The following is an 11,867-nucleotide window of genomic DNA, read 5'->3' as shown; positions in this document are numbered from 1 at the left end:
CTCACCTCAGCCCCTCCTCGAGGACGACGGCCCAGCGGTCGAGGATCTTGCGGCGGCGGAAGCCGTCGTCGGCGAGGGTGTTGGCCAGCCCGAGGCCGCGGCACAGGTCGAGCGTGGCCTGGACGAGCTCGCGCACGCCGGGCTCCGACTCGTCGGCGCCGAGCACCTCGACGGTCAGCCGGTGGGTCTCGCGGCCCAGGCGCTGCTCGTACGCCGCGACCGCCTCGTGCAGGGCGTCGTCGGTGCGGGCGGCGACCCACAGCTCGAGTGCGGCCGCGAAGACCGGGCCGGCGAAGTGGTCGCCGAGGATCGTGAGCACCGCGCGGATCCGCTTCTTGCCGCGCGGCAGGTCCTCGATGGCCTCGGCGAGCACCGCGGTCCGCTGCTCGCGCAGGTGCTCGACCGCGGCCAGCACCAGCTGGACCTTGGTCGGGAAGTGGTGCAGCTGCGCACCGCGGCTGACGCCTGCCCGCTGCGAGACGAGCGTGGTGGAGGTGCCGGCGTACCCCTTCTCGATCAGCAGCCCGACCGTCGCGTCCAGCAGCCGCTGTCGCATCGCGCGCGAGCGCTCCTCCTGCGGGACTCGGGTCGTGGTGGGCACGGCGGCGATGCTGCCCCCGAACAAACAAACAGTCAAGCCTGACTCTATTTTCGTCGACCGAACCTCGCGTCGGTCGCCGTCACGACCGGCGCCGCGCGAGCACCTCCCGGTAGATCTCGCTCAGCTGGTCCACGGTCTCGTCCCACGTCGGCAGACCGACGGGGCGGGGACGGTGCGGCCCACCGCGGCTCTCGGTCGCCTCCAGCTCAGCCGCCAGCACCTGGGCGAGCTCCCGGTCCGTGACGCCGACGGGCACACCGGTGACCAGCCCCTCCTCGACCAGGTCGCCGGTACCGGCCACGTCGAGGCCGACGACCGGCAGCCCGAGGGTCAGGGCCTCCATGACGCCCACCGGGTGCGCCTCGTACGTCGACATCGAGGCCATCACGCTCGCCTGCGAGAGCTCACGGGTCATGGCCGCCCGGTCACCGGGGGGCAGGTGCCGGATCGAGACGGCGTCGTCCAGTCCGAGGGCGGTCACGAGACCGCGCAGCGTCGACTCGTACGGCCCGACCCCGAGGATCACCAGCTCCGCCCCGGGCAGGCGCGCACGCACGTGCGGCATGGCGCGGACGGCGAGCTGGTGGCCCTTGTACTCCTCCAGCCGCCCGCTGGAGACGATGCGCCCCGGGACCGGATCGATCGGCCCGACGGGAGCGGGCAGCGCGCCACCGTTGCGGATCACGCGCATCCGCGACGGGTCGACCCCGAGCGGTTCGGCGAAGTGGCCCACCTCGAACCGGCTGACGGCGATCAGCTGCTCGGCGCGGCGGACGAGCGGCGCGATCAGGCGCCAGTGGGCGGTACGCGTCGCGGCCCGCGCCGAGCTGACCGCGCCACCGCTGTGGAAGGTCAGCACGAAGGGCGTGCGCGACGCCGTCGCGGCCGCCATCGCCGTCGGCGCCACGAGCGTGTGCACGCCCTGCACGTGGACGAGGTCCCAGTCGCCGCTGCTCACCACCCGGGCCAGTCCAGGGGAGACGTAGTAGTCCCGGTCCCGGGGCCAGGCGCGACGGCGGAGGACGTCGTACCCGTCGATGCGCTCGGCGGCCGGCAGCTCCGCACTGCGGTCGGTGGTGAGGACGGTGACGTCGAACTCGCCGCGCTCGGCCAGCCTCGCGCTCACCTCGGCGACGTGGGTCTCGGTCCCCCCGGTCTCGGGGAGGAAGCGGTGCACCACCTGGAGGATCTTGGGTCGCCGCGCGCTCACGTTCGGATCCTGCCACGTGCAGCGGATGCGGGACGGCCTGAGGCACAGTGACCTCGTGAACGCCGCGTCCGCCCTCGCCCCTCTCCTCGCCCCCGCTGCCGACACGGCCATCGGCAACGCCTCGGACCCGCAGCTGCTCGTCGCCGCCCTGGCCGGGATCGCGACCGTCGTCCTCACCATCGTGTGGGCGAAGTTCCACCCGCTCTTCGGCCTGATCTCGGGTACGGCCGTCCTCGCCGCGGTCGCGCTCGTCCCGCCCGCCGACGCGCTCGACAGCTTCGTGGCGGGACTGGGCTCGACCTTCGGCAGCGTCGGCCTGCTGATCGCGCTCGGCGCGATGCTGGGCAAGCTGCTCGCCGACTCCGGCGGCGCCAACCGGATCGTCGACACCATCGTCGACCGGGTCGGTCCGCGCACGCTGCCGTGGGCGATGGCGCTGATCGCGGCGATCATCGGGCTGCCGATGTTCTTCGAGATCGGCGTGGTGATCCTGGTGCCGATCGTGGTGCTGGTCGCGCGGCGCACGCACTCCTCGCTGATGCTCGTCGGCATCCCCGCCCTCGCCGGGCTCTCCGTGCTGCACGGGCTGGTCCCCCCGCACCCCGGACCGATCACGGCGATCGACTTCCTCGGTGCCGACCTCGGCTACACCCTGATCTTCGGGCTGATCGTCGCCGTGCCGACGCTGGTCGTGGCGGGCCCGCTGTTCGGTCGCGTGGCCGACCGGTGGGTGCCCGTGCACGCCGACGCCGTGGCCTCCGACGGGCACGCGATCCACGGCGCCGACGAGGGCGACGGGACCAGCGGCGAGTCCGGCGGTGCCGCGGCGGAGCGGCAGCGCTCCGGCGACGGCGGCTCGGAGGAGGACGAGGCCGCCGCCGTACGCGCCGCGGCCGGTGCGACCCGGCAGCCGACCTTCGCGCTGGCGATCCTCAGCATCGTGCTCCCCGTGCTGCTGATGCTGATCCGCGCGGTCGGCGAGCTGACGCTCTCGGAGGGCTCCGGCACGCGTACCTTCCTCGACTTCATCGGGGAGCCGTCCTTCGCACTGTTCATCGGAGTGCTGGTGGCGATGGTCGCGGTCGGGAAGACCTCCGGCATGAACCGTGGCCAGATCAACGCCTCGCTCGGCGCCGGCCTGCCCGGCGTCGCCTCGATCATGCTGATCGTCGCCGCCGGCGGAGGCTTCAAGCAGGTGCTCTCCGACTCCGGCGTCGCCGACGTGATCGGCGAGCTCGCGAAGGGGTCGGGCATCAACGTGCTGCTGCTCGGCTGGCTGGTCGCGGTCGGGATCCGGCTGGCCACGGGCTCCGCGACGGTCGCCACCGTCACCGCCGCCGGCATCGTCGCCCCGCTCGGTGCCGGCCTGGACGCCCAGCACCTCGCGCTGCTGGTGCTCGCCATCGGCGCCGGGTCGCTGTTCTTCAGCCACGTCAACGACGCCGGCTTCTGGCTGGTCAAGGAGTACTTCGGACTCACGGTCTGGCAGACCATCAAGTCCTGGTCGGTGATGGAGACCGTCATCTCGGTCGTCGCGCTGCTGCTCGTGCTGGTGCTCGGCGCGATCGTGTAGGGGTAGTCCCTGACGTTCCGGTGGACCCCTGTCCTCTTTGTCCGCGCGAACGTCCTGGACTACCGCCGTACGCTCCACCCGTGACGACGCAAGCGCTCCCCGGCGGCGCGGTGCACGAGCTGCCCGCGGACCTCGAGGCCGAGCTGCTCGCGCATGCCGACGCGCTCGCCGCCTGGCGCGACATCACCGTGCTGGCCCGCAACGAGTTCATCTGCTGGGTGGAGGACGCCAAGCAGCAGAAGACCCGCGAGCGACGGGTCCGGCGGACCCGGGAGGAGCTGGAGGACGGCATGCGCCGACCGTGCTGCTGGCCCGGCTGCGCCCACCGCGAGCGCACCGGGAAGGCCTAGGCCGGGGCTAACGCCCCATCGCGAAGAACTCCGGGTTCGGCTGCATCGCGGTCAGGTGCGCCATCCGGTTCGACAGGGCGAAGAGTGCGGTGATCGCCCCGACGTCCCAGATCTCGTCGTCGTCGAGACCGGCGTCCCGGGCGGCTGCCAGCTCGGTCTCGCCGAAGGCGGCGGAGCCGGTCGTCAACGACAGCGCCAGGTCGACGATCGCGCGCCGACGGGGGTCGAGCTCGACGCCGCGCGGGTTGGTGGCGACCCGGTCGGCCAGCTCGGGCTCCTTCGTACGGATCCGCAGGATCGCGCCGTGCGCGACCACGCAGTACGTGCAGTCGTTGACCGCCGAGCTCGCGACGACCACGAGCTCGCGCTCGGCCTTGGACAGTCCGTCGTCGGAGTCCATCAGCGCGTCGTGGTAGTCCAGGAACGCCCGCAGCTCCCGTGGGCGCCTGGCCAGCGCCCGGAAGACGTTGGGCACGAAGCCGGACCTCTCCGCGATCGGCGCGATGCGCTCGCGCAGGTCGTCGGGCATCTCGTCCAGCTCGACGTGCCCGAACCGGCTCACCTCGTGGGTCATCGTCATCGTCCGCCTCGTGTGCCTGAGTGGTTGCTCCGGCGACCACTCCAGCACACGACCCGACACCAGCAGAAGGGACGATGGGTGCGATGAACCTCGTGCGTGGCGCCCTCGCCGACCTGCGGACGGTCGGACCGCGCCCACCGACCCGTACGGCAGCGGCGCGCGCCGCCGTGACGATGACGCTCCCGCTGCTCGCGCTCTGGGCCACCGGTCGGCTCGACCTCGGGGTGTACGCGACCTTCGGGGCGTTCACGGCGGTCTACGGCGGCGCGTCGAGGTACGACACCCGCTGGCGCGCCCAGGTCGCCGGCGGCACGGTGCAGGTCGCCGCCGTCGCGACCGGGTGCGTGGTCTCGGCCGCGTCGGGATCGCCCTGGGCGGTGGTCGCGGCGACCGCGGTCTGGGCGCTCCTCGGTGCGATCGCCTCGGACCGGTGGCGCTGGGTGCCGCCGGGCCCGCTGTTCGTCGTGTTCGCCGTCGGCGCGACCGGGTCGGTGCCGATCGGGTGGGACGGCGTCCCGCCCGCCGTCCTCGCCGCCCTGGCCCCGGCCGTGCTCGCCGTCGCGCTGGGGGCCCCTCGAGGTGCGCCGTCTCCCCCACACCGGCCGCCCCCACCTGCCGAGCCCGCCACCGCCCCACCGTCGCCGGCTGCACGCCGTGCGCTGCCTGGTCGTCGTCGCGCTGGCCGGCGGGCTGATGACGGCACTGGGCACGGAGCACGCGTACTGGGCGATGGTGTCAGCCGTCGTCCCCTTCGCCCGCCCGGGCCTGCGCACCCAGCTGACTCGCGGCGCCCACCGGATCCTCGGCACCCTGGCCGGGGTGGCCCTCGCCGCGCTGCTGCTCGCCCTGTCGCCGCCAGCGCTGGTCACCGTGCTGCTGATCGGCGTGCTGCAGGGCCTCACCGAGCGTGTCGTGACCCGCCACTACGCGGCCGCACTGGTCCTCATCACCCCGCTCGCGCTGCTGGCCATCCAGCTCGCCCACCCCGAGCCCGTCGGCGACCTGCTGGCGTCCCGCCTGCTCGAGACCGTCGCCGGCGCCGCGATCGGCATGGCCGCCGCGGTGCTCACCCGTGAGCGCCGGCCTGGCACGGTGGGGGCATGACTTCGACGTACGACCTCAACGACGGCACCACCCTCCCCGCGGTCGGCTTCGGGACGTACCCGATCGACGACCCGGACGTGCTCGTCTCGGCGCTCGCGGTCGGCTACCGGCTCCTCGACACCGCGGTGAACTACGAGAACGAGGAGGTCGTCGGCGAGGCGCTGCGCCGCACCGACGTGCCCCGCGACGAGATCGTGGTCGCGACGAAGATCCCCGGACGCCACCACGCGTACGACGACGCCCGCGCCTCGATCCGCGCCTCGCGCGAGCGGCTCGGCGTCGAGCGGACCGACCTGCACCTGATCCACTGGCCCAACCCGAGCGTCGACAAGTACGTCGAGGCCTGGCAGGCGCTGGTCGACGCCCAGGCGGCCGGCGAGGTGCGCACCATCGGCGTCTCCAACTTCACCCCGGCCCACCTGGCCCGCATCGTCGACGCGACCGGCGTGACGCCGGCGGTCAACCAGGTCGAGATGCACCCGTACTTCCCCCAGGTCGAGCTGCGCGCGGCGCACGCGGAGCTCGGCATCCGCACCGAGGCCTGGAGCCCGCTGGGCAAGCGGCAGGCGCCGTTCACCGAGCCGCCGGTCGCCGACGCGGCGCAGGCGCACGGCGTCACGCCGGGGCAGGTGATCCTGCGCTGGCACCGGCAGCTGGGCAGCCTGCCGATCCCGAAGGCGTCCTCGACCGAGCGGCAGCGGGCCAACCTCGACCTCGGCGGCTTCGAGCTCACCGAGGCCGAGGTCGCCGCGATCACCGCGCTGGGCCGCGAGGACGGCCGCCTCTTCGGCGGCGACCCCGACACCCACGAGGAGATGTAGCTACAGCTCGCCCTTCCCGAGCCGGTCCGCGATGTGCTCGGCCTGACGGATCGCCAGCGCGACGATCGTCAGGGTCGGGTTGGCGGACGCGCCGGTGGTCATCTGCGAGCCGTCGCTGACGAACAGCCCCGGCACGTCGTGCGCCTCGCCGTACCTGCCGACGACACCGTCCTCGGGCCGCTCGCTCATCCGGCAGGTGCCGAGGTTGTGGGTGGAGGGGTACGGCGGGGTCCGGTGCGTCGCGTCGGCACCCACCGACTCGTAGAGCAGGTCCGCGCGGCCCCACGCGTGCTCGCGCATCGCGACGTCGTTGGGGTGGTCGTCGAAGTGCACGTCCGGCGCCGGGAGCCCGAACGGGTCGAGGACGCCCGCGTTGAGCGTCACGCGGTTGGACTCCTGCGGCATGTCCTCACCGACGATCCACATCCCGGCGGTGCGGGCGTAGGCGTCCATCACCTCGGTGAACTCCCGGCCCCAGGTGCCGGGGTCGACGAACGCGGCGAGGAACGGCACCCCGAGCGACAGCGTCTCCATGTAGTAGCCGCCGACGAACCCGCGCGAGGTGTCGAGACGCGCCTCGTCGGCGATGATCCCGGCCATCGTCTCGCCGCGGTACATCCGCACGTCGCGGTCGAAGCGGGCGTACGCCGACGCGGTGAGGTGGCGCATGTAGTTGCGGCCGACCTGCCCCGAGGAGTTGGCCAGGCCGTCGGGGTGCAGCCCGCTCGCGCTCATCAGGAGCAGCCGCGGCGACTCGATCGAGTTGCCCGCGACGCAGACGACCGAGGCCGCCTGACGGTGCAGGGTGCCCTCGGAGTCGACGTAGAGCACCGCGTTCGCGCGGCCCTGGGCGTCGTGGGTGACCTGCACCGCCTGGCACTGCGTGCGCAGGTCGCACTTGCCGGACTCGACGGCGCGCGGGATCTCCCGGACGGCGGTGCTCCACTTCGCGGTCGACTTGTCGCCCTGGAAGTTGAAGCCGTCCTGGATCGAGGCCGGGCGGCCGTCGTACGGCTCGGCGTTCGTGGCGTACGGGCCGGTCGCGTAGTACTTGTAGCCGACCTTCTCCGCGCCGTTGGCGAAGACCTTGTAGTTGTTGTTCGCCGGCAGCGGGGGGCGGCCGTGGCGGTGGGTCGAGCCCATCGCGATCTCGGCCTTGTCGTAGTACGGCTCCATCTCGGCCAGGGTGATCGGCCAGTCGAGCAGGTTCGCCCCCTCGACGTCGCCGTAGTACGTGCGCGTCTTGAACTCGTGCTCGTGGAAGCGCGGGGTCGCGCCGCTCCAGTGCGTCGTCGAGCCGCCGACCGCCTTGACGATCCAGGCCGGGAGGTTGGGGAAGTCGCGGCTGACCCGCCACGAGCCCGACGTGGTCCGCTGGTCGAGCCAGGCCATCTGGTTGAACGCGGCCCACTCGTCGTTCTCGTAGTCCTCCGGCTTGAGCCACGCTCCCGCCTCGAGGACGACGCACGGGACGCCGCGCCGGGTGAGCTCGTACGCGACGGTGCCGCCGCCCGCGCCGGAGCCGACGACGACGACGGCCTCGGTGTCGTTCTCGATGGGGGTGCCGAACTGACTCGTGCTCATCGTCGTGTCCTCTCAGGCCTTCGCGGTCGGCTGGTCGGCGTCGGCCACCGGCTGCAGGGCGTCGGGGCCGTCGTACTCCTCGATGCGGGGGTCGGGCAGCCAGTCGAGGTCGTCGAAGCCGCGCTCGACGTAGCCGCCCTTGTCGTAGGACGCGCCCTCGTAGCCGAGGAGGTCCCACACCTCGTGGTCGTTGTAGAGCGTCACGACGGTGACGCCGCGGACGAAGGCGAAGAACTCGGCGTCCTCGATGGAGCGGAGGTAGGCCGACGCCGCCTCCGAGTGCGGGTCGGCGAGCGCCTCGGTGTCCAGGTTTGCCAGGCCGTGCTCGAGAGCGAGCCGGTGCCAGAGGTCCTCGTCGAGCTGGCCGAGGATGGTGTCCGCGGTGCGCTCGTACGGCGCGTCGGGGAAGGACGGGTGCGGGTACGCCGCGCGCAGCAGCGAGACCAGGGCGGGCTTGAGGTCGGCCACGGGTGCCTCCGGGAGCAGGGACTGTGATGGCGGTCACTGTGACACCGGCCGTCGACGACCCCCAAGAGGCGTTCTCGCGGGGCGATAACCCTCGGCTCAGTGGCGCTGCGCGCGGGCCCGGAAGTGCCGGCTCACCCGCGACGCGCAGGCGCGCAGCGTCCGCTCGACCTCGGCGCGCCCGGTGCGCAGCCGTTCCTCCGGAGCCGAGATCGCCACCGACCCGAGCAGCGAGCCGCTGGCGGCCCGTACGGCGGCGGCGGCGCAGGTGGCGCCGGCCTGGAACTCGCCGTACTCCCAGGCGACACCGCGGTCGGCGACCGTCGCCAGCTGGTCGAACAGCTCGGCGTGCGTGGTGATCGTGCCCGGCGCGAAGCGCGGCATCGGCTCGGGGTCGAGGTGGCGCAGCCGCTGCTCGTCGTCCATGCCGGCCAGCAGGATCTTGCCCAGCGCCGTGGCGTGCGCGGCCTCGTGGAAGCCGAACGCCAGCGGCTGCAGTCGCGGGTGGGCGGGACTGTCCGCGGTGAGCACGACGACGATCTGCGAGCCGCGGTGCAGGGCGAGGTACGCCGCGGCGCCGAGCTCGTCGTGCAGGCCGGTGATCTCGGCGCGCACCTCGCGCGAGACCCCGATCTGCTCGTGCAGCGAGACCCCGAGCGCGTGCAGCTTGTAGCCGAGCTCGAACCGCTTCCGCTCGCGGATGTGCACGAGGTAGTCACCGTCGATCAGCTCGCGCACCAGGCGGTAGACGGTCGGCACGGGCAGCCCCGTCCGGTCGGCGATCTCGCGGGCCGTGGCACCGCCGGCGGACGCGACCGCCTCGAGGATCTCCAGCGTCCGCGCCGCGGACCCGGGACGGCTCGCGTCGCGCGCGGGGGCCGCTGGCGCGTCGAGACCGCTCATGCTGCGCAATGTACGTCGGGCGTTCTCACCGGACGAGAGGACGACGTGTCGGCGTCTCGCCGCGGCTGGCACAGTCGGCCCCATGATCCTGATCTGTGTGAAGTGGAAGCTGAAGTCCGAGTACGCCGACGAGTGGCTCGAGCTGTCCAAGGAGTTCACCGAGGCGACCCGCGCCGAGCCCGGCAACCGGTTCTTCGAGTGGTCCCGCAGCGTCGAGGACCCGGACGAGTACGTCCTCCTCGAGGCCTTCGACGACGACGCGGCCGGCGACCACGTCAACTCCACGCACTTCAAGAAGGCCCAGGCCGACCTCCCGCAGTACGTCACCGAGACACCGCTGGTCCGCAACATCCAGGGTCAGCCCGACGAGTGGGACCGGCTCGGCGAGTTCGAAGTCTGAGCCGGAGCAGGGCCGGGGTCAGCCCAGCCGCAGCACGCTGACCAACCGCCGCGCGGCCTCGCCGCCCTCGGACTCGGCGAGGTCGAGGGCCCCGGGGACGTCGAGCCCGTCGCGCAGGCGGTCGAGGACGGCCGTCACGGCGCCCTCGCCGGAGCCGGGTCGCCCCGCGGCGGCGTAGAGCCGCTCGAGCCTGGCCTCGGCGCCGGCCAGGTCCGCGGGGTCGTAGTCCCACGGCTCACCCACCGGCCGGTCGACGAGGAGGGTGCGCAGCGCTGCGGGCTCGACCGAGTCGAGCACCTCGTCGACGAGCACCAGGTTGCCGGTGGACTTGGCCATCTTCGCGCCCCCGACGCGCACCTCGCCGACGTGCAGCACGGAGCGACCGAACGGCGCGACACCGGTGGCCGCCTCCACCATCGCGGACTGGTAGGCGTGGTGCGGGAAGCGCAGGTCCTCGCCGCCGACCAGCACGTCCACGCTGCTGCCGAGCACCGCGAGCGCCATCGCCGCGCACTCGGCGTGCCACCCGGGCCGCCCCCACCCCCACGGGCTGGGCCACGCCGGGTGTCCTTCGGGGGACGGCCGCCACACGGCGACGTCGAACGGGTCGTCCTTCGCCGCGTCGCCCGGGTCGTCGCCGTACGCCGCCGACAGCGCGAGCGCCTCCTCCCGGTCGAGACCAGTGGCTGCGCCGGCCCCGCGGAACCAGACCGTCCCGTCGCGGACGTACGCCGCCCCCGCGTCCAGCAGCGCCTGCGCCAGCAGCTGGACCGCGTCCACGTGGTGCCGGGCGCGCGGCTGGGCCGCCGGACGGGCCACCCGCAGCGCGCGCATGCTCGCGTCGAACACCGCCTCCTGGCTCAGTGCCAGCTCGTCGTAGTGCCGGCCGCGCTCGGCGGCCGCCGAGGTGAGGACGTCGTCGACGTCGGTGACGTTGCGGCACACCTCGACCCGGGCGCCGGTCGTCTCCAGCGTCGCGGCGAGCACGTCGGCCCACACGAACGTGGCGGCGTGACCGAGGTGGGTGACGTCGTACGGCGTGATCCCGCAGACGTACACCCGGGCCCTGCCGACCGCGGCCACCGCTCGTCCGTCGAGGCGCAGCCACGTCGTGGGGGCGGGGGTACGTCCCACGCGCTGGGCCGGGTCGACGGTGCCGGAGGTCATCCTCGGGGTCATCGCAGGCATGTGGGCATCCTCGCACTCGACGACCTCGACGCGGACGTGGCCACTGACTACAGTCCCACTGCAGTGCAGCGATGCGAAGGAGCGCCGATGAGCCGCTGGATCCCCGTCCTCGTCCGGGCCGAGGACTACGCCGAGGTGACCGCACTGGTCGCGGCCCGGGAGAGCGACCGGAGACCGGAGACCTGGCCGGCTGACCCCGAGCCGCTCACGGTCACCGACCTCGACCCCGCGCCCGCGTCCCGGTCCTCGAAGGCCGACGACGCACTCGCCTCGTACCCCTCCTGGCCGGAGAGCGCACTGCGCCGCCTCGCCGGCAGCGACGTCGTCACCGCCCAGCGGTGGGCGCGAGCGATGGACGTGTGCGCGGCAGCGCAGCCCGACGACCCGTGGCGCACGACGACCCAGATCGCTGAGCTGTCCCAGATGAGCGTGACCGAGTGGCGCGACGCGCCGCGCAAGATCTCGCGCCACCTCAAGGCCAACTACCGCGACCTGCCGTCCTGGCGCGGTCACCTCGCCTGGCCGCTGCTCGCGTGGGGCCTCTCGCGCGGCAGCGAGGTCAGCTGGGCGATGACGCCGGCGACCCGCGAGCGCTGGCGGCGGGTGCGCGACGTCTGACGTCGGGTCCATGATGTGGCCGTGCAGCAGGAGGAGTACGAGCTCGGCACCGACGGTCCGCGGCTGATCCTCGTCGGGGTCGACGGCTCCGAGACCTCGATCCGGGCCGGGTCGTTCGCCGCGGGTGTCGCCCGCCGCGAGGGCGCCGAGCTGCTGGCGGTCTTCGTGACGCAGTCCCCTGCCTTCGCCGGGAGCACGCCCGGCGGGGACCCGTCGGCGGCCTACCGGGGGGAGGAGATCGAGGAGATGCGGCAGCGCGTCGAGGAGGGGGCGGCGTACGTCGGCCACCCGATCCGCTTCCGCACCGCCCACGGCGACCCGTTCTCCGAGCTGACCCGCATCGCCGAGGAGGAGCGCGCCGACTCCGTCATCGTCGGCGCCTCCGCCTCCGCCGGCCACCGCTTCGTCGGCTCGCTCGCCGTCCGGCTGGTCAAGGCGGGCCGCTGGCCCGTGACCGTGGTGCCGTAGGC

Annotated in this window: 14 protein-coding genes; 7 read left to right on the top strand and 7 right to left on the bottom strand. The window is 73.3% G+C overall.

Features of this window, described 5'->3' with window-relative positions; translation table 11 throughout:
• Position 1: 1 nt before the first annotated feature.
• Together IEX42_RS11770 and IEX42_RS11765 are read right to left on the bottom strand one after the other, a co-directional pair.
• Positions 2-601, bottom strand: coding sequence for a TetR/AcrR family transcriptional regulator (locus tag IEX42_RS11770; protein WP_229660813.1), 600 nt, complete (start codon positions 599-601; stop codon positions 2-4).
• 79 nt (positions 602-680) lie between these two features.
• Entirely contained in the window at positions 681-1,811 is a 1,131-nt protein-coding gene (locus IEX42_RS11765; RefSeq protein WP_188779936.1) for a glycosyltransferase family 4 protein, read from the bottom strand.
• 109 nt (positions 1,812-1,920) lie between these two features.
• Between IEX42_RS11765 and IEX42_RS11760 the strand changes: the two genes are divergently transcribed.
• Both IEX42_RS11760 and IEX42_RS11755 read left to right on the top strand, forming a co-directional pair.
• On the top strand, positions 1,921-3,384 hold the full coding sequence (locus IEX42_RS11760; protein WP_373286201.1) for a GntP family permease: 1,464 nt from the start codon (positions 1,921-1,923) through the stop codon (positions 3,382-3,384).
• A gap of 80 nt (positions 3,385-3,464) precedes the next feature.
• Positions 3,465-3,734: a YdeI/OmpD-associated family protein gene (locus tag IEX42_RS11755; protein WP_188779935.1), complete on the top strand. Its 270-nt coding sequence runs from the start codon at positions 3,465-3,467 to the stop codon at positions 3,732-3,734.
• A 7-nt stretch (positions 3,735-3,741) separates the two neighbouring features.
• On the opposite strand, the gene IEX42_RS11750 is transcribed toward IEX42_RS11755, so the two are convergent.
• A complete protein-coding gene (locus IEX42_RS11750; RefSeq protein ID WP_229660811.1) occupies positions 3,742-4,314 on the bottom strand; it encodes a peroxidase-related enzyme in 573 nt (190 codons plus the stop codon).
• Between the two features lie 579 nt (positions 4,315-4,893).
• Here IEX42_RS11750 and IEX42_RS11745 point away from each other — a divergent pair.
• Positions 4,894-5,418: an FUSC family protein gene (locus tag IEX42_RS11745; RefSeq protein ID WP_188779934.1), complete on the top strand. Its 525-nt coding sequence runs from the start codon at positions 4,894-4,896 to the stop codon at positions 5,416-5,418.
• Positions 5,415-6,239 (top strand): aldo/keto reductase, encoded by an 825-nt coding sequence (locus tag IEX42_RS11740; RefSeq protein ID WP_188779933.1) that lies wholly within the window; start codon positions 5,415-5,417, stop codon positions 6,237-6,239. Before IEX42_RS11745 ends, IEX42_RS11740 begins: the two co-directional genes overlap by 4 nt.
• On the opposite strand, the gene IEX42_RS11735 is transcribed toward IEX42_RS11740, so the two are convergent.
• From IEX42_RS11735 to IEX42_RS11725, 3 genes are all read right to left on the bottom strand, one after another.
• On the bottom strand, positions 6,240-7,823 hold the full coding sequence (locus IEX42_RS11735; protein ID WP_188779932.1) for a GMC family oxidoreductase: 1,584 nt from the start codon (positions 7,821-7,823) through the stop codon (positions 6,240-6,242). It abuts the gene before it with no gap.
• A gap of 12 nt (positions 7,824-7,835) precedes the next feature.
• Positions 7,836-8,291, bottom strand: a complete 456-nt coding sequence (locus IEX42_RS11730; protein WP_188779931.1) for a hypothetical protein — start codon at positions 8,289-8,291, stop codon at positions 7,836-7,838.
• Positions 8,292-8,387: 96 nt separating this feature from the next.
• Positions 8,388-9,191 carry an IclR family transcriptional regulator gene (locus tag IEX42_RS11725; RefSeq protein ID WP_188779930.1) on the bottom strand — a complete coding sequence of 268 codons (804 nt, stop codon included), beginning with the start codon at positions 9,189-9,191 and terminating at the stop codon, positions 8,388-8,390.
• A gap of 82 nt (positions 9,192-9,273) precedes the next feature.
• On the opposite strand from IEX42_RS11725, the gene IEX42_RS11720 reads away from it, so the two are divergent.
• Positions 9,274-9,591, top strand: a complete 318-nt coding sequence (locus tag IEX42_RS11720; RefSeq protein WP_188779929.1) for a putative quinol monooxygenase — start codon at positions 9,274-9,276, stop codon at positions 9,589-9,591.
• 18 nt (positions 9,592-9,609) lie between these two features.
• Here IEX42_RS11720 and IEX42_RS11715 read toward each other — a convergent pair whose 3' ends face one another.
• Positions 9,610-10,779: a cysteine--tRNA ligase gene (locus IEX42_RS11715; RefSeq protein ID WP_188779928.1), complete on the bottom strand. Its 1,170-nt coding sequence runs from the start codon at positions 10,777-10,779 to the stop codon at positions 9,610-9,612.
• Positions 10,780-10,866: 87 nt separating this feature from the next.
• On the opposite strand from IEX42_RS11715, the gene IEX42_RS11710 reads away from it, so the two are divergent.
• Both IEX42_RS11710 and IEX42_RS11705 read left to right on the top strand, forming a co-directional pair.
• Complete coding sequence (locus IEX42_RS11710) at positions 10,867-11,397, top strand: hypothetical protein (protein ID WP_188779927.1); 531 nt, start codon at positions 10,867-10,869, stop codon at positions 11,395-11,397.
• A 21-nt stretch (positions 11,398-11,418) separates the two neighbouring features.
• On the top strand, positions 11,419-11,865 hold the full coding sequence (locus IEX42_RS11705; protein ID WP_229660810.1) for a universal stress protein: 447 nt from the start codon (positions 11,419-11,421) through the stop codon (positions 11,863-11,865).
• Positions 11,866-11,867: the final 2 nt, after the last annotated feature.

The organism is Marmoricola endophyticus, from assembly GCF_014644415.1.
Taxonomy (GTDB): Bacteria; Actinomycetota; Actinomycetes; order Propionibacteriales; family Nocardioidaceae; genus Marmoricola; species Marmoricola endophyticus.
The sequence above is the reverse complement of the archived record's forward strand: the minus strand, read 5'-3'. Positions and strand labels throughout refer to the sequence as shown.